Consider the following 22666-nt stretch of genomic DNA (forward strand, 5'->3'; position numbering starts at 1 on the left):
CCGTCTCCTCAATAGTCCGCCATCAGGGCGTGCGTCGCACGATGCAGCAAGCCGCCCTGGTCCGCATCGGGATTGTCGATGCCGCGCCATTCCTCCAGCTCCCACGCCGCGAGCTGGTCGCAGGTGTCGACGACATATTTCACGCGATCGAAGCGGCGGCGCATGAACGCCGACATCGCGGCGTCGAGCGATCCGTCCCCGCCCAGCAGCTCGCCGAGCAGGACGGCATCCTCGATCGCCATCGCGGCCCCCTGGGCCAGGTGCGGCGTGGTCGAATGGGCGGCGTCGCCGGCGATCAGGATGCGGCCCTTGTGCCAGGGATCGTCGACCAACAGGGTGAGCATCGGGCGATACACCACGCCCGCCGGATCGGTGATCAGCTGCGACAGCCGCTCGATCGGCCCGCCATAGCCCTTCAGGCGTGACCGCATCTCCTCGGCGGCGGTCGGCCCGTCATACCAGCGGCTGTCGGCCTCGGCCGTGACGACGAACATGTACATCAGCGCCGGCGACATCGGCACCAGCCCGATCTTGGTATCGGGTCCGAAGAACACCTTGCCGGTGTCCATGTCGGCCGGCCGCTCGAAATTGTAGCGCCAGACGCCCTGACCGTTGAATCGCGGCTTGTAGGTGTCGCCGAACAGCATCCGGCGGGTTTCCGAGAACAGCCCGTCATAGCCGAGGACGAGGTCGTAGCGGCGCACCTCGCCGTCGCTGAAGGTCGCGTCGACGCCGTCGCCGTCGTCGTGCAGCGCGGTCGCGATCGTGCCCAGCCGGATGTCGGTGCCGACCTCCTTCGCGCCCTGGATCAGGATCTCGTGCAGCTTCGGCCGGGTGATCCCGTTATTGGGTGGCAGGTGCGGCGCGGCGCTGTTGTCGCCGGGCGGATCGATCAGGACATTGCCCTGCGCGTCATGGATGCGCCAGCCGTCAAACGGGCCGCCATGGTCCAGGCATTGCTGCGCCAGGCCGATCCGGTCGAGCGCGCGCAGCGCGTTGTTCGGCTGGATGATGCCGACGCCATAGACGGTCCATCGCGGCTCGCGCTCGATCAGGTCGACGGCGATGCCCTGCTGCCGCAGCGCCCGCGCCGCGACCAGCCCGCCGATCCCGCCGCCGATGACCAGCGCCCTCGCAATGACCGTCATTCGCCGTCTCCGCTCACGCGCGGCGCCTCGTCGGTCATGTAGCGGAACTTCCAGGCCGGCGGCTGCTGCAGGAAGGGCGGCAGGTTGTGGACGAAATGCGCGAAGGCGAACAGCGGCTCCTGCCAGTCGCGCGGCACCCAGTTGTCGTCGACATAGTCGGCGTCGGCGCCATATTCGGCCTCGCCGCCGGCCGGGCATGGGAGATAGTAGAACAGCGCGGAATCGATGCGGTGCCGCCCCAGCCCGAAGTGTGAATGTTCCCAGCCCCTGCGCTCCATATGGTTCGCGCCGGCCATGATCTCGTCGATGTCCTCGACGCCGAAATTGGCATGGTGGAAGCGCAGCTTGCCGTCCATTCCCGGAAAGGGCGCGCTGGCGTTGAGCAGCAGCAGGTTGTGGTGGTTGTTCGATCCGCCGCAGCGGAGGTACATGCCGAAGCCGCGCTGGCTGTCCGACAGGCGGAAGCCCAGCCGGTCGCGCATGAACGCGAAGCCCGCCTCATGGTCGGGCACTGCGAAGACGACGTGGGAGATTACCTTGGGTCGCGCCCGCTCGCGCCATTTGCGATGCTGGTTGAGCCGGTTGACGCGCCCCGGCGCGTTGACCGGATCGGGCGCATAGACCACCGGCTTGCGCGCGAACGGCCGCAGCCCCATCGGCAGGCCGAAGCTCGTCCGGAAGCGGACCGTGCCGTCGGCGTCGCGCCGCACGTCGCAATCGACGAGCCCTGCTGCGAGCGTCTCCAGCGCCTGGGGCGTGTCGACGCCCCAGATCACCTCGCGGACGCCGATCCCTTCCATCGCCGTGGCGGGCAGCGCCGGGTCGCTCCGATGGCGGATGATGATGCTCGACCCCTCGTCGAGCTGGAAGCGGCCGAGGGTTTCGGACCGCTCGACCAGCGGCAGCCCGAAATCCTCGAAGAAGCGGATCGCCAGCGCGACGTCGTCCACCCCGTAGACAAGCGACTCGATACCCGTGATTGCCATATGAGCCTCAGAATTTTGCCTTGAAATCGATGCCGTAGGTGCGTGGGTCGCGCAGATAGGTGAGCCGCGGATATCCCCAGAAATCCGCCGAGATCAGCTGGTTGGAGACGATCGTCTTGTTGCTCAGGTTGCGGCCCCAGAGCGTCATGCTCCACCAGCGCCCGCTGTCGTAGGTCAGCGACGCGTTATAGGTCTCGTAGGACGGCTGGTACGATCCGCGATGCTCGTAGGGATCGAAATACATGTTGCCCGAGAAGAAGGCGTCGCCGCTGATGCTGATCTTGGCGACGTCGCCGACCGGGATGTCGTATTGCGCGCCGACGCGTGCGGTATATTTGGCCGATCCGGGCAGGCGGTTGCCGGCCAGCGAGATCGGGCCGGCCGCCGGATCGAGCGGATCGGGCGTGACGAAGCTGTCGAACTTGGCGTCGAGCAGACCGAGCGATGCGTCGATGCGCAGGCGGTTGGTCGGCCGCGCGGTCAGCTCGACCTCGATGCCCTTGATCGTCGACTTACCCGCATTCTCCTCGACGGTCTGCGCCTGCACCACGCGGGTCACGACCATGTTGGTGTAGTCGTACCAGAAGGCAGCGATGTTGGCGGTCAGCCGCCGGTCGAACATCTGCGCCTTGAGGCCGGCCTCATAGCTGAGCAGCTTTTCCGGCTCGACGCCCGGGCCAGGCACGCCGATGGTGAAGCCGCCGCTCTTGAACCCCTTCGAGACACCCCCATAGAGGGTGAGGTTGTCCGACGGCTCGAACTGGAGCGTTGCCTTGGGCGTGAAGGCGTTGAAGCTTTTCTTCCCGCCGGTCGGAATCGGCACGAACGGCGCGGTGAACACGCCCTCCGACGTCCGCTTCTCGTAGCTGTAGCGCGCGCCGAGCACGAGCTTGAGCTTGGGCACGAATTCCCAGGAGCCGTGGGCGAACACGGCATAGGCCTTGGTGTCGCCGGTACCGCGCTGATCGAACTGTGCCGCCGGATCGAAGAACAGCGGGATATGGATGAAGCCGTCGACCTTTTCGGTGAAATAATAGCCGCCAAGGATGAAGTCCCACCGCGTGCCGTTGGCCAGGAGCTGCACCTCTTCGCTGAACTGGTGCTGCTTTTCGAGCTGGGAGATCGCGCCGATCGACGGGTTGGTGCCGATCAGCTCGTCGAGCGCGGTGAAGCGCGACTTGCGATAGGCGGTGATCGACTTGAGCGATAGGTTTTCGGCCAGGTCGAGGGTCGCGGTGCCCTGCACGCCCCAGGCGCGGATCTTCCGGTTGGGATCGACGCCCGAGACGACGTTGCGGATCTTGCTCGGGAAATTGCCCAGCGATTCCGCCAGCGTCAGCGCGCCGGGGATGCCGCTGCCCGCCTGGTGCACCACGCCCCAGGCGTCGTTGGCGTGGAAATAGTCGGCGATGATCTCGATCGTCAGCGGCTCGCTCGGGGTCAGCTCGACGGTAAGGCGGCCGGCCTGCTCCTTGCGATTGTCGACGTCCTTGCCGGTCGCCTCGTTCTTGCCGTAGCCGCCCCGGTCGACGAAGAAGCCGGCTGCACGCACCGCGATCTTGCCGGGCACGATCGCCCCGCCGACGCCGGCCTCGCCCTGCACCAGCCCGTAATTGCCGACGCTCAGCGTGGCGTTCGCCGAGAAGTCGTCGGTCGGTTTGCGGGTGATGACGTTGATCGAGCCGCCGGTCGCGTTGCGGCCGTAGAGATCGCCTTGCGGACCACGCACCACCTCGATCCGGTCGACGTCGAAATAGCTCGACACCTGCGCGCGGGGGCGGGCGATGTAGACGCCGTTGGCGTGGTAGGCGACGTTGCTGTCGATGCCGAGGCCGAGGAAGTTGTTCCCGACGCCGCGCAGGTAGATATAGGTCACGCCGCTGTTGGTCTGCAGGTTGAAGTTGGGCACCGTCGCGCCGAGCTGCAACGGATTGCCGACGCCGAGCCGGTCGAGCGTCGCGCCGCCGACGGCAGAGACGGCGAGCGGCACGTCCTGTACGCTTTCGGAGCGCTTCTGCGCGGTGACGATGATCTCGTCGATGGCCGGTGCGTCGGTGCCGGCGGCGGTGGACTGGGCCTGAACCGCTCCGGCCCAGCCGAACGCGGCGAGGCTGGCGATGGTGTGGATGCGCGTCGATCGCTTCATGGTCTGATCCCCTCCTACGAACCTTTTCGTTCTGTGGCGGGGAGGATGAGGCCGCGCGCCTCACTCCGGAAACACTATCGGCGGATGTCTCTCACAAATGGGATTTGTGGTTTGACGGCGGCTCCTCGCCGAGCTGGTCGATCACCAGGCTGAAGGCTTTCCGGACGAAGATGCGCGCAGGGTCCTGCTCGGTGCGCTCGTGCCAGAACAGGATTTCCTGGAGCTGCGGCAGCTTCATCGGGCACTCGGCGACGGCCAGCCCGAGCCGTGGCGCCAGCGTGTTGGCCAGCCGCCGCTGCGACGTGGCGACCAGCGGGGTGCCGGGCAGCATGAAGATCTGTGCGGCGAAATTGGGCACCAGTGCGGCTATGTCGAACTCGGTGCCGCTGCTCGCCCAGGCGTCCTCGACGATGGTCTTGAGGTCCTCGCCGAAGTCGACCGTGTTGTGCCGCGCCCGGCGATAGGTGCGCAGCGACATGCCATTGGCGATGTCGACATGCGCTGGATCGGCGACGCAGACGAAGTCGTCGCGGAACAGCGGCATGGTGCGGATATGCTTGCTCGGCCGGTGCGTTCCGTAAAGCCGCATGTCGTGCGCGGTCAGGCAGAAGTCCACCTCACCCATTTCCAGCCGGTCGAAGCTCGCCGGAGAAAGGGTCTCGACCGCGCATTGCATGTTCGGCGCGGTGATGGTCAGATATTGCAGCAGATGCGGCAGGATGACGTGCAGGCAATAATCGCTCATCGCGATCCTGCACTTGTAGCGGGCGGTCGCCGGATCGAAATGCGGCCGCACCTCGAGCGCCGACTGGACGGTCAGCAACGCCTCGCGGATCGGCATGACCAGCGACCGCGCCAGCGGCGTCAGTTCCAGATGGCGGCCGACCCTGGTCAGCAGCTCGTCGTCGAAATGGTGGCGCAGGCGCTGGAGTGCGCTGCTTGCGGCCTGTTGCGTCACGCACAGCCGCTCGGCGGCGCGGGTGACGTTGCGCTCGGTCAGCAATATGTCGAGCGCCCGCAGAAGGTTGAGATCGAAATGGCTCAGCTGCATGGCCGATGGCGCTCCCCGGGACGAAGCAGGAGGGCCGGGTGTACACGATTTCCGGCGGCGCAATAGCCGTGTCTTCCGTATCCGGAACCGTCCTGTCCGGAAAACGTAGACGGATCGTTGGTCGAACCCGAGGGCGCAGGAACGGATGGCGGATTCCGGAAATCTTGCGCCGATGGAGGCGCGGCTCGTCGGGGAGTTGCCCGAGGGGCCGGGCTGGCAGTTCGAGCCGAAATGGGACGGCTTCCGCGCCCTTGCCGAACGGAAGGGCGCCATGGTCCAGCTGTCGTCGAAGTCGGGCAAGTCGCTGGCGCGCTTCTTTCCGGAGGTGGTCGAGGCGCTCGCCGCCACCGCCTCGGACGACTATGTCGTCGATGGCGAACTGGTCCTGTCACTCAACGGGCAATTGTCCTTTGATGCCTTGCAGCAGCGGCTCCATCCTGCCGCCAGCCGCATCGCGCGGCTCGCTCGCGAGACGCCAGCGCAACTGATGCTGTTCGATTGCCTGCGGCTCGACGGGCGCGATCTTGTCTCCGAACCGCTCGATCGCCGGCGCGCGATGCTGGAAGCCTTCCACGCCAGGGAGGGCAATCGGGTGTTGCTGCTGTCGCCGGCGAGCGAGGATCGGGATCGGGCGCTCGACTGGTTCGCGCGAAGCGGCGGCGCGCTCGACGGCATCGTCGCCAAGCGACGCGACGCGCCATACCGGCCGGGCGAGCGCGCGATGTTCAAGCTCAAGCCGCAGCGCAGCGCCGACTGCGTGGTCGGCGGCTTCAGGCCCGTGGAGGGAGGGCAGGGGGTCGCGTCGCTCCTGCTCGGTCTCTACGACGAGGAGGGCCTGCTCGACCATGTCGGCTTCACCTCGGCGTTCGCGGCGGCGGACCGACCGGCGCTGCTGGACCGATTGCGGCCCTATATCGGCGGAGCTGGATTCAGCGGAAAGGCGCCGGGCGGGCCAAGCCGTTGGCGCAAGGCGGGAGAGTCCGAATGGGTCCGGCTCGCTCCGGAGCTGGTGGTCGAGGTCGGCTACGATCAGGTGACCGGACGGCGGTTCCGCCACGGCACGCGCTTCCTGCGCTGGCGACCGGACAAGGCGCCGCGGCAATGCACGATGGAGCAGCTCGCGCCGCCGCTCGGCCAGGCCGAGCTCGAACAGCTTCTGTCCGGAGTCTGACTGGTCCGGCGAGTGACCTCCTCACCCCATCTCGCCGGTTCGGAACCAGCGCCGCAGCACCGGCATCCGAGCCAGCTCGCAGCCGCAATGGCGGCAGCGGCCATGCTCGACCCCCTGTTCGTCGGTCCGCACCTCGGGCGCGACGATGTGGCGACCGGCGCGACAGTTGCGCGAGATTTCGGCGATCATGCGCGGATGGCGCTTGCGGCCGCGGACAGGGGGCAGGGCGGGCGGCTGATCGGTCGGCATCGATATCTCCTGGAACGGCATCATCCTGCCCCGGCGCGGTTGCGGCGGCGGTGGCGGGCGGATGAACTTTTGGTCATGCGGCGAGGCGGGGACGATCGACGTAGGGCGTCGGTGGCGGCACACGATGGGCCGTCGCGCGCGGGCGACCGATCAGCAGGTTGAGGTCGCGCAGCGCCCGGACGAGGCCCAGGCCATGTGGCGCGGCGATGTAGCGCGGCTCCCACACCGGCGCGAATTTCTCTTTGTAGGCGCGCAGGCCCCGGAAGCCGTAGAAGCGCTCCCCGCGCTTGAAGATGGCGGCGGCGGCCTTGGCCCAGAGCGGTGAGAGCCGGTGCGCCTCGATCCCCGACAGGGGGGCGAGGCCCAGCGAGAAGCGGACATGGCCGTTCTCCCGGCCCCATAGCATCAGGCTGGCGAACAGATAGTCCATCACCCCCGGCGGCGACCCCGCGCCATGGCGCATCAGGTCCACCGACAGCTCGCGGCCGTTGGCGGTCCGCCAGATGTTGGCGAAGGCGACGATCCGCCCGCCGACCCGGACCAGCGCCGCATCGAAACGCGCGATATAGTCGGGATCGAAGCGGCCCAGGCTGAAGCCTTTCTCGCGCTGGCCCTTGGCTTCCAGCCACTCGTCGGAGATGGCAGCGAGCTCCGCTATGATCGCGGCGACCTGCGCGGCCGGGACGACCTCGAAGGTCGCGCCTTCGCGCTGGGCGCGGCGAACGGTCTGGCGGATCGACCGCATCCGCGGCCCTTCGAGCGAGAAGGACTCCAGGTCGACCACCGCCTCCTCGCCATATTTGACGATCTGGAGGCCCAGTGCGATCGCCAGCTCGAGCATGTCGCTGCTGATCTGGTAGAGCATCAGCCGGCCCTGGGCCGTGTCCGCCATCGAGCGGATCGTCCACAGCAGGCCGGTCCAGGCCGCACGCGGGCCGACCGGATCGCCCATCATGATCCAGCTCGATCCACGGATCTGATACATCAGCAAGGCGTCGCCGCCGGGCGAGAAGAGAAAGCGCTTGTCGCCGGTATAGGCGAGCATCGCGTCCGTCCGCTCGGCGCCTTCGATCACGTCGGAGACCTCGGCCGGCAGCGAGGGCCGGTCGCGGCGGGGCGCGGCGGGCGCGAACAGGCGCCACAGAGCGACCCCGGCGAGCAGCACCGCGGTGCCGAGGCTGGCACGCAGGTAGCGCGACGCGTCGCCGTGCAACGCGAAATCCCACCACAGGGCGTTCTGATAAGCGACATGCTTGTAGGAGAAGAGGCCGACCCACAGGCTGAGCCCGCCGACCGCCGCGACGCAGACCAGCCAGGCCGGCGAAAAGGCGCGCGAGACGAAGGCGGTGGTTCGGTAGAAGGCCGGGCTGGTCCATTGCAGCAACGCGGCGATCGCCAGGCAGACGATCGCCTCCTCATAGTCGATGCCCTTGGCGAGCGAAAAGATCGCCCCGGCGATCAGCAGCGCGCGGGCCGCGACGAAGGCGCCGTCAAGGCGGCGGTAGAGGCCTGGCGCGAGCAGCAGCAGCCCGGTGCCGGCCAGGCTGGCGGCGAGGTGCGACGCTTCGATGAAGGGCAGGGGCACGATTGCGTGCAAGCTGTGCAGGCGTGCGGGCACGGCCGGGGTCGATCCCGACAGCAGCAGCACCGCCCCGCCGAGGAAGCTCGCCACGCCCATCAGCAACGGCGCGAGCCCGTTGGCAACCAGCCGCACCCCCGCGATCGCGCGGCCGAGGCGGCGCTGTCGGCCCTCGTGCAGCACCAGCGCGACGATGCCGAGCGCGAGCGGCAGCAGATAATAGATCAGTCGATAGGCGATCAGCGCTGCGGCGAGCGCGGGCCGGTCGGCGGGGACGGTCGCCAGCACCACTGCCTCGAACACGCCGATCCCGCCGGGGACGTGGCTGACCAGTGCGGCGATGATGCCGAGGGCATAGGCGAGCAGGAAGGCGGGCAGCAGCGCCGGATCGGCGCCGGGGATCAGGACGAACAGCGCCGTCGAGGCGGCGGCGAGATCGATCCCGGCGACGGCGATCTGGCCCAGCGCGGTACCTGCGTCCGGCAATGGCAGCGTCCAGCCGGACAGCCGAAGCTCGCGTGGGCCGAAGGCGCAGGCGAGGACGAAGCCCGCCGTCGCGGCGAGGATCGCGCCGCCGGCGACTTGCACCGCGGTTCCGCCCAGCACGAGCCCCGCCAGCGACAGGCCGCCCCGGTGGAAGGCGAGGGCGAGGCCGGTGATGGCGAGCACCCCCATCCAGAAGGTCGCCGAGGCGATCGCGACGATCCGCGCCACGTCGCCACCCGACAGGCCGGCGGCGGTATAGACCCGATAGCGCGCCGATCCGCCGGTGATCAGCGCGAGGCCGAGATTATGGCTGATCGTGTAGCTGGTGAACGAGGCGAGCGCGGCCGTCCGCCACGGCAGCGGCCGGCGGATAATGCGTAGCGCGAGCAGATCGTAGAAGGTGAGCGCGAGATAGCTGACGATGGTGCAGCCGATCGCGATCACGACCTGGCGGGGGCCGATCGCATCGAACGCCGCCAGGATGTCCTGCAACCGCAGCGCCGCGGTGAGCCGGTGGAGCGCGGCGAAGCCGACCGCGATCAGCAGCACGACGAGCACGACGGACAGCGGTCCGCGCCGTTCTCGCAGGAGGGCGATCAACGGACGGGGAAGCGGGTTATGCATTGGGGACCTTTTCGATGCGCTGCCAGGTCTGCGACTTGCAGAAGAGGCCGCCGATCAGACAGCCCCGGATCCGGAGCTCGCCGGGGGCGGGAAGGGTGATTGTCGACGAGAAGCGCCGCCCCATGTCGGGGACGTACACCGAGCCGGACCAGCGGTCGGCGCCGTCGGTGCTGTAGTCCTCGAGCAGTTCTGTCCCGACCAGATGGTCGACGCCGCCGTCCCGGGCGTCCTGGATCGCCTGCGGGCTCGCCCACACCACCCAGCCGCATAGCCGGCCCCGGCAATCGCCGGTCCGAACCGCGACGGTGCCGTGCGGGTTCATCCACAAGCCCTCGATCGGAGGCCTGGAGGCGAAGGCAGGAGCGGGTGCGGAAGCGGCGGCGGGCGCCGCGACGGCCAGGGATGCGGCCGCCGTCATCAGGATCGCAGGCTTCATCGCATTCCCCCATGCAGCTTTGACGACACCGATAGGAGAACCCGCATGCCCGTAGCGTGGGCGCCGCCTGAATTATCGGTAATGTGGCGCGGCCGTGGCGGGGTCAGCGTCGGGCATAGGGGACGAACTTGCCGAGCCCCACCCAGCCGCTCTCGAAATGCCCGGGCAGGTCGACGAGGCGAACCGTGTCGACGCTGCAGAGCTGCGGCGTGTGCGTGTCGGTGACCAGGGTCAGGCCCCGGCGAAGCTGGTCGGCGCCGCTGGCGGGGCGGTTCAGGTAGAGGGTTCCGTCGTCGGTTTCGTAGAGGATCGCGGTGCGGTCGATGATCCGCGACGAGCGGATGCGGTTGAGGTCGAGACAGTCGACCGGCTTGCCAGCGATCCGCCCGGCCAGCGCCTTGCCGATCTCGGCCTCAGGGCTGCCAGCGCGCGACGATGCCTGGGCGGCGCCTGCAAGGCCCATGGCGAGGATCGATGCGGCGGCGATCGGGATGAACAATGGATGACGCATGATAAGTCTCCTCTTCGGCAATGGAGACCGTTGTGTGCTGCGGCGCCTCTCCGGACGATGGTTCCGATATTAAGCATCGGTAATCCCCAACATGACGAAATGGTCATGCGGCGCCCATGCTGGGGTATGATGGCCCCGGCTAATCCGGCGATGAAGGAGGCGATATGGCGAGCGAACCCGTCCAGACCCTGGCGGCGCGGCTGCTGGGCAAGCAGCATCTCGATTCGGGCGAGGCGCATGTCCTCGCCAAGATATTGGCGCGCCAGCCGATATCGCGCGACGCGGGCGACGTGGCGGACCGACATGCGACCTTCGGCGACCGGCTCGCCGACCGGGTTGCCGCAGTCGGCGGCAGCTGGACGTTCATCATCGGCTTCTCGCTGGTGCTGCTCGCGTGGATGTTGCTGAACAGCAACGTGCTGACGCATTGGGGGCTCGTCTTCGATCCCTATCCCTTCATCTTCCTCAACCTGATGTTGTCGACGCTCGCCGCGATCCAGGCGCCGGTGATCATGATGAGCCAGAATCGCCAGGCGGCGAAGGACCGGCTGGCGGCGAGCCTCGACTATGAGGTCAACCTGCGCGCCGAGCTTGAAATATTGCGGCTGCATGAGAAACTCGACCAGGCGATCACCGAGCGGCTCGATCGCATCATTGCCACGGTCTGCGTCGAACCGAATGAGGCCTGATGTGACGAGGACCTTCTCCTGGATCGGCTGGCTGGCACTGTTCTGCGCGGCGCTGGCGATGCTGATCGTCACCCGCCAGTTCGTCCGTCCCTATCGGGAGCCGGTCGCCGCCGGGGAATCGCTGCCGACCGGCGCAACGCTCGCGGTGGTCGAGAGCGCGGGACGGCCCCGGCTGCTGGTGACGAGTCTGCAGACCGGCGGGCCGGGCGCGCTCGCGGGGCTCAGGGTGGGCGACGAGATCGAGGATGTCGACGGACTGCCCGCGCCCAGCCTCGCCGCGTTCGATCGCGATGTCGCCAGCGGCTCCTACGAGGTCGTCGACCTGCGGGTCTTGCGCCGTGGCGTGCCGTTAGACATCCACATGCGGCGCGACGGGGGAGGACATGGCCGATGAGCCGGAAGATATTGCTGGTCGAGGATGACGCCTCCACCGCCGACTTCGTCGCGACAGGATTGTCCGAGCACGGCTTCGTCGTCGATCGCGCAGACAATGGCCGCGATGGCCTGTTCCACGCGACCGACGGCAGCTACGACTGCGTGATTCTCGACCGGATGCTGCCGGCCATGGACGGGATGGCGGTGCTCGGCGCGATCCGCGCGGCCGGGATCGAGACGCCGGTGATCATCCTGTCGGCGCTGGGCGCGGCCGAGGACCGGGTGAAGGGCCTCGAAGGCGGCTCCGACGACTATCTGACCAAGCCCTTCGCCTTTGCCGAGCTGCTGGCGCGGGTCCGCCTGCTGATCCGCCACAGCCAGGGCCGGAGCGCTGTGGCGCCCGAGACCCGGCTGGCCTGCGATGACCTGGAGATGGACCTGCTGTCGCGCAAGGTGCGACGCGGCGGCCAGCCGATCGAGCTGCAGCCGCGCGAATTCCGCCTGCTCGAATTCCTGCTGCGCCATGCCGAGCAGGTGGTGACGCGGACGATGCTGCTCGAAGGCGTGTGGGACTATCATTTCGATCCGGGCACCAACGTCATCGACGTCCATGTCAGCCGACTGCGCAAGAAGATCGACGAGGGCCAGGCCCGTCCGCTGCTCCACACGGTGCGCGGATCGGGCTATCGGCTGGGCCTCGACGGCTGACTATGGGCCTTCCGCGCTCGACCTTCCTCCGCTTCGCGGCACTCGTATTCCTGTTGCAACTCGTCGGTGCTGCACTGCTGCTCGCTACCGTCCATCAATTGACCCAGGACCAGATCGGCGACGAGGCCGAGGCGCATGCCGAGCGGCTGCGCGACCAGTTTCTCCACAGCTACCGCCAGGGCGGCTTCGCAGCGCTCGGCGCGGCGGTGGCGGCGCGCGCCCAGCCCGGCCGCGCGCCCGGCGCCGCACTGCTGCTGGTCGATCGCGGTGGCCGTGCGGTGGCGGGCAACATCGCCGAATGGCCGCCGTCGCTGCCGCCGTCCTCGAGTGCCGCGACGCTCGACCTGTTCCGCATCGGCCATGAGCAGTCGGAGCAGATCTACCTCGTCGCGACCCCGCTCGCGGGCGGCGGGCGGCTGCTGACCGGCCATGTCGTCGAAAGCGAGCTGCGCTTCACCGTCATCCTGGAGGAGGCGATGGTCAGCGCCTTCGCGGTGGCGGTCGCGCTCGCCGCCTTCGCGGCGTGGAGCTCGACCCGGCTGATCCACGGCCGGCTGGCCGCGACGGTCGGCACCGCCCGCGCGGTCGCCGCCGGCCATCTCGACCGGCGGGTTCCGGTCGACGGCAGCGACGACGCCTTCGACGCGCTGGGCATCGCGATCAATGCGATGCTCGACCGGATCGCCGCGCTGATGGCCGAGCTCAAGATCGCTACCGACGGCCTAGCCCACGACCTGCGCTCGCCGCTCACCCGGCTGCGATCGACGCTCGAACGTGCGCTCGACGCCAGCGAGGGCGAGGAGGCGAGGGGCGCCGTCGCCCGCGCGATCGACGAGGGCGACCGGCTGCTGACGATGCTCGACACCGCGCTGCGGATCAGCCGCGCCGAGGCCGGGCTGGGGCGCGAGAGCTTCGTCGACGTCGACCTGTCGGCGATGGTCGAGGATATGGTCGAGGTCTATGGGCCGCTCGCCGAGGACAATGGTTTCGAGATCGTCGCGGATGCTCCTCCGGGAATCACGGGCCATGTTCATCGTGAGCTGCTCGGCCAGGCACTCGCCAACCTGATCGACAATGCGATGAAATACGGTGCCGGGCGGATCATCGTCGCGGCGCGGCGAACGCCGGCCGGCGATGCGGTGATCAGCGTCGGCGACGACGGCCCCGGCATCCCCGAAAGCCAGCGCCCCGAGGCGCTGCGCCGCTTCGGACGGCTGGATGCGGCGCGCAGCAAGGCAGGGGCAGGGCTCGGCCTCGCGCTCGCCGCGGCGGTCGCGCGGCTGCACGACGGCGCGCTCGAGCTGCACGACAACGGGCCGGGGCTGCGGGTGGAGCTGCATCTCGCGCATTGACGCGCGGGCGACATTACCGATGTTTAACCTCGTCCCCACGCCCGCGTCGGGTGCGTCGGCCTAATCGGTCGCATGACGTCCTCCTGCGGGGTGAAGATGCGCAGATTGTTCTCCACACTGGCCGTGGCCGCCGGCTCCGCCGCGATGATCCTGTCGGCCTTCTCGTCCACCGCCACGCCGGTCGCCGCGCAGGCTCCCGTCGCGCCGCCGCCCCGCGAGGGCCCAGTCACTGCCGGCGACTTCACCTTCGCAGGCTGGCAGCCGGTCGCCACCTATCGGCCCGCCGGCCCGGTGCGGGGCGTGGTGGTATTCCTGTCGGGCGACGGCGGCTGGAATCTGGGCGTGATCGATATGGCGAAGGCGCTCGCTGAACAGGGGGTCGCGGTCGCCGGGATCTCGACCCCGGCGCTGCAGAAGCATCTCGATGACGATGCCGAGAAATGCGTCAATCCCAACTATGCGCTGCAGGCGCTGGCGCAGGATTATGAGCATCGCCTCGGCCTGCCGCATTACATCAAGCCGATCCTCGCCGGCTATTCGTCTGGAGCAACGATCGCCTATGCGGCGCTGGCGCAGGCTCCGGCGGGGACGTGGCGCGGCGCGGTGTCGCTCGGTTTCGGCCCCGACATCGGCGGGACGAAGCCATGGTGCGCGATCCCGGGCGTGACCGTGTCGCGCATCGCCAAGCCCGAGGCGGGCTGGCTGTTCTCGGCCGCGCCGCGCCTGCCGGCGCCGTGGCTGGTGCTGCAAGGGACGATCGACCAGGTCGTCAGCTCCGCCGCGACGCGCGCCTTCACCCGGCAGGTGCCGCAGGCGCAGCTCGTCGAGCTGCCCAAGGTCGGTCACGGCTTCTCGGTCGAGGCCAACTGGATGCCGCAGTTCAAGGCGGCGTTCGCGCCGATGCTCGAACCGCAGCCGAACCCGGCGCCCGTCGTTCCGCTCGCCAATGTCGCCGACCTGCCGCTGACCATCGTCGCCGATCCGGCGGCGCGCCACACCGATCTGATGGCGGTGATGTATTCGGGCGACGGCGGCTGGGCCGGGATCGACCGCGATCTCGCCGCGCGGCTGGCGGCGGCGGGCGTTCCGGTCGTCGGCGTCGACAGCCTCAGCTATTTCTGGAATGCCAGGACCCCGGCGGAGGCGGGGCGGGACGCCGGGCGGATCGTCGAGCATTTCGCGCGCGAATGGCACCGGCCGAAGGTGATCTTCGTCGGCTATTCGTTCGGCGCCGACGACCTCGCCTATATCGTCGGCAACCTGCCGCCCGCGATCCGGCCGATGGTGACGCGGCTGAGCATGCTGGGGCTGAGCGGCACCGCCGATTTCCAGTTCCATCTCGCCTCCTGGCTCGACATCGGCGGCGCCAACGCGCTGCCGACCCTGCCCGCGATCGAGCGGCTGCGCGGCACGCCGATGCAGTGCATCCGCGGCGAGGAGGAGAAGCACAGCGCCTGTCCGGCCATACCGGCGGGGCTGGCCGAGCAGGTGCTGCTGCCCGGCGGCCACCATTTCGGCGATAATGGCGATGCGCTCGCCGCCGCCGTGCTGCGGGGGCTGCCGTGAGGCGCGGGCTGGTCGGCGCGGCGCTGGCGCTCGCTTTGGTCGCGGCGGGGTTGACCGCCTATTGGGGCTGGCTCGGCTATTTCGGCGGCGACCTCTACGTGCCGATCCGGGCCGAACGCGCACCCGCACCGGCGCAAGCGGGGCTGGCCGCGGTGATCGTCTCGGGCGACATGGGCTTCAAGGTCGGGATGGGCCGCCAGATCGCCGAGCGGCTGGCGGCCGACGGCGTTCCGGTGCTCGGGGTCAATTCGCTCGTCTATTTCCGCGAGCGCCGATCGCCTGCCCAGGTCCGCGCGCTGATCGAGGACGCGGTGCGGCGCGGGCTGGCCTTCGGCCATGCGCGGCGCCTGCTGCTGATCGGCCAGTCCTATGGCGCGGACATGGTCCATGTCGGGCTGGTCGGCCTGCCGCCCGCGCTGCGCGCGAAGCTCGCCATGGTCGCGCTGGTCGTGCCGACCGACACGGTGATCTACCGGGCGTCGCCGGCAGAGATGCTCGACCTGGTGCCCGCCGACGCGGCGGCGGTCGACACCGGCCGGCGGCTCGACTGGGTGCCGCTGCTCTGCGTCCAGGGGCGCGAGGAGGCCGACAGCCTCTGCCCGCTGCTCCACCAGCCCAACATGCGGCGGATCGCGATGCCGGGCGGTCATCCGCTGCGCCGCGACGCCGACGCCCTCTACCGCCACCTGACCGCCGCGCTGTCCGACGCGGGCGCATGACAAAAAGGGCCACCGAAGTGGCCCTTTGCTGGAGGAGTAGGCGGCTGACCGGCGGAGTCAGCCCTTGGGATGCGCGGCCTTGGCGGCGGTCGGCTTGTGGGTCCGGTGATGTGCCGCGTGGCGGGTGGCATGATGCGTAGCGGCGGCCGGCCGGTCCATGCACTTGTCGGTGATCGTCTTCGAGCAGAAGGGCACGTCGCCGGTCGTGGTCGCGGCCTCGGCGGCGCCCATGACGATCGTGGTGCCAAGCCCCGCGATGGCGGTCGTCAGGGCCAGGAAACGGAAAGCGGTCTTCAACATGGTCCCATCCTTTTCTGTCGGGGACGAGGCGCGGTCGCGCTGTCCCGATGCCCGGAATGTGGACCCTCCGGCGGTCGAACGCACGTTAAGGCTCCGACAGGCGGAACTGAGGATTTTCATGTAAGATATTGAAATAGAAAAATCTATTTTCCGACCACGGGTCGCGGGAGGATTACAAATCGGTCATCATTGGCGGGGGCCGGAGCCGCGGCCGCCATCGAGATGCTCGCAATCGGCCGCATATCTGGTAGGATGACGGGATGTCCGTGATGCGGGTGGCCAGCCAGATGATCGAGGCCAGATGATCGAGGAACGCAAGGTCTGGACCCCGGGCGACCTTCCGCTCGACCGTTGGAACCGCTTCGCCAGCACCGAGATCGACGCGGTCCACCAGCATATGGTGCACGCCTTCTGCCCCCACGACCTGTCGACCGAAGGCGGAGTGCCGCCGATCGCCTTCCGCCACAACCAGGCGACCCTGCGGTCGAGCACCTTCAACGCGACCGACTATGGCCTGCCCTATGGCCGGGTGTCCGTGTCGATCCCGCCTGCCGAGCATTGCTTCCTCGTCCAGTTCGTCCTTAGCGGGCAGGCACAGTTCGCGCACCAGGGGCGAACCTTCGTGCTGCGCCCCGGCCAGATGTCGGTGCTGAGTCCGCACGAGCCGATCCGCCAGATCACCGACGCCGGCTGCCGCCACTTCACGGTCAAGCTTGATCGTCCGCATCTCGAAAGGCTGCTTCACGAGGATTTCGGCCATCGCACCCGGCCGCTGATCTTCTCGCCAGATCCGATCGCGATCGACGGGCTCGCCGGCTCCTTCGCGCAGTTCGTGCGCGCGGTGGTCGAGGACATGGACGACGGCGATTCCGGCTTCGTCCACCCGCGCGCGATCGGCACGACCGAGGAGATGCTGGGCCGGCTGCTGCTCACCTCCGTCCCGCACAATTATTCGCATGACTATGCGATGGAGCCGCGCAACGTCGCGACGCCCTATTATGTGCGCCGTGCCGAGGAACTGATCCGCGAGCGCTATCATGAGCAGCTCACCCTGTCCGACCTGATTAGCGCTTCGGGCGTCAGCGGCCGTTCGCTGCATTTCGGTTTCCGGCGGTTCCGCGACGACAGCCCGATGGGCTATCTCAAGCGCTACCGGCTCGAACGCGCGCGTGCGATGCTCAAGGAGATGCAAGGCAGCGGCGTGACGGTGACCGAGGTCGCATTGGCCAACGGCTTCCTCCATCCGAGCAAATTCTCGCAGGACTATGCCCGCCGCTTCGGTGAGCTGCCGTCCTTCACGCTGAAAAAGGCCTGATCGCGTCCGACCGTGCATCGGCGTGCGCGGCGAATCTTGCCAATCGGGTAGGATGATTGCCAAGGCGGTATAGCCGCCCCTCGCGGGATGCCACACAGATGCGTCACGACGATGACGCGAATATACGCGCCACGCCGCAGGTAGGAAACGCACGTCGCGCTCCGGCGCCGCCAACCTCGGGGGCTTTCATGACCAGATCCTTTGTTTCGACCTCCTCCACCATCGCCCTGACCGTCGCCGCCATGCTGGCGAGCGCTCCGGTCGCCGCGCAGGAAGCGGCGAGCGCCCCGGCCGCGGCCGAAGCCGACAATGGCGGCCTGGCCGAGATCGTCGTCACCGCGCAGAAGCGCGAGCAGAACCTCCAGAAGGTCGGCATCTCCGTCACCGCCGTTTCGGGCGACCAGATCCTCGAGCGCGGCATCTCCAACAGCATCGACCTGATCACCCGCACGCCGAGCGTCGACAATTATTCGCCCTACGGCCCGGGTTCGAGCGCCAATATCGTCATCCGCGGCATCGGCCTCAACGACTTCGGCGAAGGCCATGAGGCGCCGGTCACCGTCTATGTCGACGAATTCTACGTCGTGAACGTGCCGGCGGTCGACTTCGCGCTGTTCGATCTCGACCGCGCCGAGATTCTGCGCGGGCCGCAGGGCACACTGTTCGGCCGCAACTCGACCGGCGGCCTCGTCCATTACGTCACCAAGAAGCCGACGCAGGAAGCGGGCGGCTTCGTCAAGGGTACCTATGCCCGCTTCAACGAATTGAAGCTCGAAGGCGGCGTCACCGCGCCGCTGACCGACACGCTGTCGGCGCGCCTGTCCTTCCTGTCGCACCACAGCGACGGCTACATCAAGAACCTCAATCCGCAGTTCGCCAAGGACAAGGGCGGCCAGGCCGGCACCGACGCGGTCCGCCTCCAGCTCCGCTATGACGACGGCGACTGGGACGTTCTGCTGAAGGGCGAATATGGCCGGACCGACAAGGTCCACACCTATTATGAGCAGACCCCCAGCCTGCGCGATCCGGTGACGGGCCTCGGCTCGGCCGATCCTACAGGGGTCGACGACGCCGGCTATAACGAGGCCAATTTCGGCGCGGGCAAGCGCAACGTCGCCTATACCAGCAATCCGCAGCGGCTGAAGTCGAAGGGCTCCACCGCACTGCTGCGCGCCGAGCGCGACTTCGGCGATATCAGCTTCACCTCGCTGACCGGCTACATGCACTTCACACGCAACCTTGACGAGGATTGCGACGCCAGCCCCAACACGATCTGCGTCGCGACCTTCCCGTACAAGAGCGACACCGCGACCCAGGAATTCCGCGCCTTCGGCAAGGGCGACGGCTTCAACTGGACGGCGGGCGTCTATGGCCTCTATTCGAAGGCGCGCAACAATCCGAATGCGACCTTCAACGTGCCGGTGTCGGGTGATACCGCGGTCGATCCGGTGACGGGCCTGTACAACGGCGCCTTCTTCCCGATCAATCTGGCGGCCAACTGGAAGATGCGGACCACCTCGGTCGCCGCCTTCGCGCAGGGCGAGGTCGAACTCACCGACCGGCTGACCTTCACCCTCGGCGGCCGCATCACCCGCGACAGCAAGAAGTTCAACGAGCGCGACAACGCCTCGCTGCGCAGCTGCCCGGGCTTCCCGATCCCGACCAACTGCTTCCTTCCGCCGAACGGACCGGGTATCGCCAACCCCTATCGCGACACCTACAAGAAGACGCTGATCTCGGGTAAGGCCGCGCTCGACTTCCAGGTGAACGCCGACCTGCTGCTGTTCGCCAGCGTGTCGCGCGGCACCAAGGCCGGCGGTTTCAACAACGGTTTCTATCCGGGCGGGGTCAGCACCGCACAGATCCCGTATCGCGACGAGAACGTCATCGCCTATGAGATCGGCGAGAAGGCGACGCTGTTCGATCGCAAGCTGCGGTTCAACACCTCTTTCTTCTACTATGACTATAACCGCTACCAGACCTTCAACTTCGAAGGGATCGGCGGCCTGCTGACCAACCAGAGCGCCAATGCCTATGGCGCCGAGGTCGAGATCCAGGCGGCCCCGGTCGATAATCTGGAGCTGCGCTTCGGCGGTTCGTGGCTGGAGACGAAGATCAAGGACGTTCGCAACGGCGTGCCGGGCGGCGGGGTCTATGTCGCCGACCGCGAGATGTCGAACGCGCCGAAATGGACCGCGAACGGCGCGATCGCCTACACCGTGCCGCTCGCCAACGACCGCTCGCTGGTGTTCAACTGGGACTGGAACTATCGCTCCAGCCGCTACTCGAACAACTTCAACGATCCGTCGGTGAAGATGCCGGGCTATTTCAAGCATAATGCCGACATCTCGTTCAACGTGAACGAGAACTGGCAGCTCCAGGCCTTCGTCCGCAACATCGGCAACAAGCTGGCGATCACCAAGGCGTTCCAGTTCAACGACCTCGGCTATGTCCAGTATATCTACTCCGAGCCGCGGGTGTTCGGCGCGAGCGCGCTGTACCGCTTCTGATCATCCGTGCGGGGCGCTTCGGCGTCCCGCACCCGTCGAGGGCGCAGCATGGGGAAGAGCGGACAGAATCGGGCGATCGACGGCGCGGCGGGGCAGGACGGCCTCGCCGCGCTGATCACGCTCGGCACGGCGGGGGTGATGACCTTCCTGGCGATGCCCGTGATCGCCGCCGCGCTGGTCAATGTGCTTGGCGCCAGCGAACGCGACGTCGGCCTCTTCTCGACGATCCAGCTCATCACCTTGTCATGCGGCTGCCTGCTCAGCACCTTCCTGCCGCGCGGGCAGTTCCGCCGTTTCGGTATCGCCGCGCTCGTGGTGATGATCGTCTGCGACCTGCTCTGCCTCACCCGGCCGGGCTGGACGGCCTTCCTCATCCTGCGCGGCATCGGCGGCGCGGCCGGCGGGGTGGCGGTGTCGCAGGCGACCGCGGCGATGGCGCGCACCCGCAACGCCGAACGCAGCTTCGGCCTGTTCCTCGCGCTCCAGACCGTGCTGTCGATCGTCTGCGTCTATGCGATGCCGCCGATCATCGGCGCTTTCGGCTTCGCCGCCGCCTATAGCGTGCTGCTCGCCTTCGACATCCTCGCCCTCGCGCTCGTGGCCACCCGGCTAAGGACGATCAGCGCGGCGGAGGAGCATGACGCCATGCCCGGCAACGACCTTGCCGGATGGCTGCGCAGCGGCGGCATGCTGGTGTCGATCCTCTGCTTCTTCATCGGCGTCGGCGCGCTATGGACCTTCCTCGCCCTGCTCGGGCAGGGGATCGGCCTCGGCGAGGCGCAGGTCGCGCTGGTCCTCAGCATCTCCAAGCTGGTCGCCTTTGCGGCCTCCTTCCTGCCCGGCATCGTCGGCGGCCGCTTCGGCCGGATCGTGCCGATCGTCGCGGCGGCGGCGGTGCTGGTCGCGGCGGTGCAGGTCTATGCGGTGGCCGGAAGCTTCGCGCTCTTCGTCCTCGCCACCGCCATGTTCAGCTTCGGCTGGTACGTCATCTATCCCTTCCAGCTCGGCGCGCTGGGGCAGGTCGACCATGACGGCCGGCCGATGCTCGCCGCCGCCGCGCTGACCGGCGCCGGGCTCGGCCTGGGGCCGGCGCTGACCGTGCTCGGTCCGGGCGGCCCGGCCGGCATCTATCTGATCGCGACGCTGGCCTTCCTAGGCGCCGGGCTGTTCGCGATCGCCGCGCTGCTGCGCCCGTCCTCTCCGGCTCCCATCCTCGCACAAGGTTCGTGATGACCCTCGCCAACGACTATAGCCTGCTGTCCGACGCCGCCCGCGCCTTCGCGAGCGGCAGGCGGGAGCTGTTCATCGACGGCGAGTGGCGGGCGCCGCGCGCCGGCCGCTACCGCCCGGTGATCGACCCCAGCCATGGCGGTGCGATCGCCGAGGTCGCCGAGGCCGACGCGGCCGATGTCGACGATGCGGTCCGCGCCGCGCGCCGCGCCTTCGAAAGCGGCCCCTGGCCGGCGATGCGCCCGCACGAGCGCGAGGCGCTGATGCTCAAGCTTGCCGAGCTGATCGCTGCCGAGGCCGCGACCATCGCGCAGATCGAGACGGTCAACAGCGGCAAGCTGATCCAGAACACGCGCCTGTTCGACGCCGACTTCTCGGTTTACACGCTCCGCTACATGGCCGGCTGGGCGACCAAGCTCCACGGCAAGACCATGGAGCTGTCGGTGCCCTATCTGCCGGGCGCGCGCTTCTCGGGCTTCACCCGGCTCCAGCCGCTCGGCGTCGTCGCGGGCATCACGCCGTGGAACGTGCCGCTGTGCGAGGCGGTGTGGAAGCTGGCGCCGGTGCTCGCCACCGGCTGCACCATCGTCCTCAAGCCCGCCGAGCAGACTCCGCTCACCACGCTCCGCCTCGCCGAGCTGTGCGCCGAGGCGGGCATCCCGGCCGGCGTCGTCAACGTCGTCACCGGCAGCGGCGCGGTCGCCGGCGCGGCGCTGGTCGAGCATCCGGGGGTCGACAAGATCAACTTCACCGGATCGACCGAGGTCGGCCGGATCATCGCCGGATCGGCCGGCCCGCGCCTCAAGAAGTACAATCTCGAACTCGGCGGCAAGTCGCCGGTGGTGATCGCCGCCGACGCCGATCTGGGCGCGGCGATCCCCGGCGCGGCCTGGGCGATCCTCGGCAATCACGGCCAGAATTGCTGCGCCGGATCGCGGCTCTACGTCCATCGCAGCATCTTCGACAAGGTCGTCGAGGGCGTCGCGGAGATCGCCGCGAGCCTGAAGATCGGCCCTGGCCTCGATCCCTCGACCGGCCTCGGCCCGATGGTCAGCCATGCGCATCGCGACCGGGTGCTCGGCTATGTCGAGCGCGGCGTCGCCGACGGCGCCTCGCTGTTCTTCGGCGGCGAGGCGGTCGACGATCCCGGCGCCTATCTGCGTCCGGCTATCATCGTCGGTGCCCGGCCGACCGACGCCGTGGTGCAGGAGGAGATTTTCGGCCCCGTCCTCGTCGCGACGCCGTTCGACGACATGGATGGCGTGATGCCGCAGCTCAACGGCACCAGCTTCGGCCTGGGCGCCAGCATATGGTCGCGCGACTTCGACCTGATCGAGGATTTCGTCGATCGGGTGCAGGCGGGCACCGTCTGGATCAACAACCACAACACGCTCGACCTGTCGCTGCCCTTCGGCGGCTGGAAACAGTCGGGCGTCGGCCATGAGCTGGGCGAGGAGGGGCTGATGTCGCACCTCGCGATCAAGGCCGGCGTGGTCAGGCGCTGACGGGAAGGGC

Annotated in this window: 20 protein-coding genes; 11 read left to right on the top strand and 9 right to left on the bottom strand. The window is 68.3% G+C overall.

Annotation, left to right across the window (positions count from 1 at the left end; genetic code table 11):
* Positions 1–8: 8 nt before the first annotated feature.
* From B5X82_RS00990 to B5X82_RS01005, 4 genes are all read right to left on the bottom strand, one after another.
* Positions 9–1148, bottom strand: a complete 1140-nt coding sequence (locus B5X82_RS00990; RefSeq protein WP_139385005.1) for an FAD-dependent monooxygenase — start codon at positions 1146–1148, stop codon at positions 9–11.
* Complete coding sequence (locus tag B5X82_RS00995) at positions 1145–2134, bottom strand: VOC family protein (protein WP_079646178.1); 990 nt, start codon at positions 2132–2134, stop codon at positions 1145–1147. The genes B5X82_RS00990 and B5X82_RS00995 overlap by 4 nt, the downstream gene beginning before the upstream one ends.
* Before the next feature lie 7 nt (positions 2135–2141).
* Complete coding sequence (locus tag B5X82_RS01000; RefSeq protein WP_079646179.1) at positions 2142–4280, bottom strand: TonB-dependent receptor; 2139 nt, start codon at positions 4278–4280, stop codon at positions 2142–2144.
* A gap of 91 nt (positions 4281–4371) precedes the next feature.
* The gene (locus B5X82_RS01005) at positions 4372–5331 is read right to left on the bottom strand and encodes a LysR family transcriptional regulator (RefSeq protein ID WP_176152435.1); all 960 of its coding nucleotides are present in this window, start codon (positions 5329–5331) and stop codon (positions 4372–4374) included.
* A 145-nt stretch (positions 5332–5476) separates the two neighbouring features.
* Between B5X82_RS01005 and B5X82_RS01010 the strand changes: the two genes are divergently transcribed.
* Positions 5477–6502: an ATP-dependent DNA ligase gene (locus B5X82_RS01010; RefSeq protein WP_079646181.1), complete on the top strand. Its 1026-nt coding sequence runs from the start codon at positions 5477–5479 to the stop codon at positions 6500–6502.
* Positions 6503–6523: 21 nt separating this feature from the next.
* Here the strand turns inward: B5X82_RS01010 and B5X82_RS01015 are convergent, their stop codons facing one another.
* From B5X82_RS01015 to B5X82_RS01030, 4 genes are all read right to left on the bottom strand, one after another.
* A complete protein-coding gene (locus tag B5X82_RS01015) occupies positions 6524–6751 on the bottom strand; it encodes a hypothetical protein (protein WP_125724693.1) in 228 nt (75 codons plus the stop codon).
* A 73-nt stretch (positions 6752–6824) separates the two neighbouring features.
* The gene (gene mprF / locus B5X82_RS01020) at positions 6825–9440 is read right to left on the bottom strand and encodes a bifunctional lysylphosphatidylglycerol flippase/synthetase MprF (protein ID WP_079646183.1); all 2616 of its coding nucleotides are present in this window, start codon (positions 9438–9440) and stop codon (positions 6825–6827) included.
* Positions 9433–9876, bottom strand: coding sequence for a DUF2147 domain-containing protein (locus B5X82_RS01025; protein ID WP_079646184.1), 444 nt, complete (start codon positions 9874–9876; stop codon positions 9433–9435). The genes mprF and B5X82_RS01025 overlap by 8 nt, the downstream gene beginning before the upstream one ends.
* Positions 9877–9979: 103 nt before the next feature.
* Positions 9980–10387 (bottom strand): hypothetical protein, encoded by a 408-nt coding sequence (locus B5X82_RS01030; protein ID WP_079646185.1) that lies wholly within the window; start codon positions 10385–10387, stop codon positions 9980–9982.
* Between the two features lie 164 nt (positions 10388–10551).
* Here B5X82_RS01030 and B5X82_RS01035 point away from each other — a divergent pair, with 164 nt between their 5' ends.
* The 6 genes from B5X82_RS01035 to B5X82_RS01060 all read left to right on the top strand — a co-directional run bounded on the left by B5X82_RS01035 (position 10552) and on the right by B5X82_RS01060 (position 15796).
* On the top strand, positions 10552–11076 hold the full coding sequence (locus tag B5X82_RS01035; protein WP_079646186.1) for a DUF1003 domain-containing protein: 525 nt from the start codon (positions 10552–10554) through the stop codon (positions 11074–11076).
* A 1-nt stretch (position 11077) separates the two neighbouring features.
* Positions 11078–11470 (top strand): PDZ domain-containing protein, encoded by a 393-nt coding sequence (locus tag B5X82_RS01040; protein WP_079646187.1) that lies wholly within the window; start codon positions 11078–11080, stop codon positions 11468–11470.
* On the top strand, positions 11467–12159 hold the full coding sequence (locus B5X82_RS01045; RefSeq protein ID WP_079646188.1) for a winged helix-turn-helix domain-containing protein: 693 nt from the start codon (positions 11467–11469) through the stop codon (positions 12157–12159). Before B5X82_RS01040 ends, B5X82_RS01045 begins: the two co-directional genes overlap by 4 nt.
* Positions 12160–12161: 2 nt before the next feature.
* On the top strand, positions 12162–13511 hold the full coding sequence (locus B5X82_RS01050; protein WP_079646189.1) for a sensor histidine kinase: 1350 nt from the start codon (positions 12162–12164) through the stop codon (positions 13509–13511).
* Positions 13512–13607: 96 nt separating this feature from the next.
* Positions 13608–15077: an AcvB/VirJ family lysyl-phosphatidylglycerol hydrolase gene (locus B5X82_RS01055; RefSeq protein ID WP_079646190.1), complete on the top strand. Its 1470-nt coding sequence runs from the start codon at positions 13608–13610 to the stop codon at positions 15075–15077.
* Positions 15074–15796, top strand: coding sequence for an AcvB/VirJ family lysyl-phosphatidylglycerol hydrolase (locus tag B5X82_RS01060; protein ID WP_079646191.1), 723 nt, complete (start codon positions 15074–15076; stop codon positions 15794–15796). The genes B5X82_RS01055 and B5X82_RS01060 overlap by 4 nt, the downstream gene beginning before the upstream one ends.
* Positions 15797–15853: 57 nt before the next feature.
* On the opposite strand, the gene B5X82_RS01065 is transcribed toward B5X82_RS01060, so the two are convergent.
* The gene (locus tag B5X82_RS01065; RefSeq protein ID WP_079646192.1) at positions 15854–16096 is read right to left on the bottom strand and encodes a hypothetical protein; all 243 of its coding nucleotides are present in this window, start codon (positions 16094–16096) and stop codon (positions 15854–15856) included.
* A 301-nt stretch (positions 16097–16397) separates the two neighbouring features.
* Between B5X82_RS01065 and B5X82_RS01070 the strand changes: the two genes are divergently transcribed.
* The 4 genes from B5X82_RS01070 (at position 16398) to B5X82_RS01085 (ending at position 22656) form a co-directional block, all read left to right on the top strand.
* Complete coding sequence (locus B5X82_RS01070; RefSeq protein WP_079646193.1) at positions 16398–17411, top strand: AraC family transcriptional regulator; 1014 nt, start codon at positions 16398–16400, stop codon at positions 17409–17411.
* Positions 17412–17599: 188 nt separating this feature from the next.
* A complete protein-coding gene (locus tag B5X82_RS01075) occupies positions 17600–19921 on the top strand; it encodes a TonB-dependent receptor (RefSeq protein WP_079646194.1) in 2322 nt (773 codons plus the stop codon).
* 48 nt (positions 19922–19969) lie between these two features.
* Entirely contained in the window at positions 19970–21151 is a 1182-nt protein-coding gene (locus B5X82_RS01080; RefSeq protein ID WP_079646195.1) for an MFS transporter, read from the top strand.
* Positions 21151–22656: an aldehyde dehydrogenase family protein gene (locus B5X82_RS01085; protein ID WP_079646196.1), complete on the top strand. Its 1506-nt coding sequence runs from the start codon at positions 21151–21153 to the stop codon at positions 22654–22656. The genes B5X82_RS01080 and B5X82_RS01085 overlap by 1 nt, the downstream gene beginning before the upstream one ends.
* Positions 22657–22666: the final 10 nt, after the last annotated feature.

It is taken from the genome of Rhizorhabdus histidinilytica (assembly GCF_900167915.1).
Classification (GTDB): Bacteria; Pseudomonadota; Alphaproteobacteria; order Sphingomonadales; family Sphingomonadaceae; genus Rhizorhabdus; species Rhizorhabdus histidinilytica.

Excerpts from the sequence above, each read along its gene's own strand:
- B5X82_RS01000 (WP_079646179.1), bottom strand. The coding sequence starts at position 4,280 with ATGAAGCGATCGACGCGCATCCACACCATCGCCAGCCTCGCCGCGTTC.
- B5X82_RS01080 (WP_079646195.1), top strand. The coding sequence starts at position 19,970 with ATGGGGAAGAGCGGACAGAATCGGGCGATCGACGGCGCGGCGGGGCAG.
- B5X82_RS01045 (WP_079646188.1), top strand. The coding sequence starts at position 11,467 with ATGAGCCGGAAGATATTGCTGGTCGAGGATGACGCCTCCACCGCCGAC.
- B5X82_RS00995 (WP_079646178.1), bottom strand. The coding sequence starts at position 2,134 with ATGGCAATCACGGGTATCGAGTCGCTTGTCTACGGGGTGGACGACGTC.
- B5X82_RS01035 (WP_079646186.1), top strand. The coding sequence starts at position 10,552 with ATGGCGAGCGAACCCGTCCAGACCCTGGCGGCGCGGCTGCTGGGCAAG.
- B5X82_RS01050 (WP_079646189.1), top strand. The coding sequence starts at position 12,162 with ATGGGCCTTCCGCGCTCGACCTTCCTCCGCTTCGCGGCACTCGTATTC.
- B5X82_RS01015 (WP_125724693.1), bottom strand. The coding sequence starts at position 6,751 with ATGCCGACCGATCAGCCGCCCGCCCTGCCCCCTGTCCGCGGCCGCAAG.
- mprF (WP_079646183.1), bottom strand. The coding sequence starts at position 9,440 with ATGCATAACCCGCTTCCCCGTCCGTTGATCGCCCTCCTGCGAGAACGG.
- B5X82_RS01025 (WP_079646184.1), bottom strand. The coding sequence starts at position 9,876 with ATGAAGCCTGCGATCCTGATGACGGCGGCCGCATCCCTGGCCGTCGCG.
- B5X82_RS01030 (WP_079646185.1), bottom strand. The coding sequence starts at position 10,387 with ATGCGTCATCCATTGTTCATCCCGATCGCCGCCGCATCGATCCTCGCC.
- B5X82_RS01005 (WP_176152435.1), bottom strand. The coding sequence starts at position 5,331 with ATGCAGCTGAGCCATTTCGATCTCAACCTTCTGCGGGCGCTCGACATA.
- B5X82_RS01070 (WP_079646193.1), top strand. The coding sequence starts at position 16,398 with ATGATCGAGGAACGCAAGGTCTGGACCCCGGGCGACCTTCCGCTCGAC.
- B5X82_RS01065 (WP_079646192.1), bottom strand. The coding sequence starts at position 16,096 with ATGTTGAAGACCGCTTTCCGTTTCCTGGCCCTGACGACCGCCATCGCG.
- B5X82_RS01055 (WP_079646190.1), top strand. The coding sequence starts at position 13,608 with ATGCGCAGATTGTTCTCCACACTGGCCGTGGCCGCCGGCTCCGCCGCG.
- B5X82_RS01085 (WP_079646196.1), top strand. The coding sequence starts at position 21,151 with ATGACCCTCGCCAACGACTATAGCCTGCTGTCCGACGCCGCCCGCGCC.
- B5X82_RS01075 (WP_079646194.1), top strand. The coding sequence starts at position 17,600 with ATGACCAGATCCTTTGTTTCGACCTCCTCCACCATCGCCCTGACCGTC.
- B5X82_RS00990 (WP_139385005.1), bottom strand. The coding sequence starts at position 1,148 with ATGACGGTCATTGCGAGGGCGCTGGTCATCGGCGGCGGGATCGGCGGG.
- B5X82_RS01010 (WP_079646181.1), top strand. The coding sequence starts at position 5,477 with ATGGCGGATTCCGGAAATCTTGCGCCGATGGAGGCGCGGCTCGTCGGG.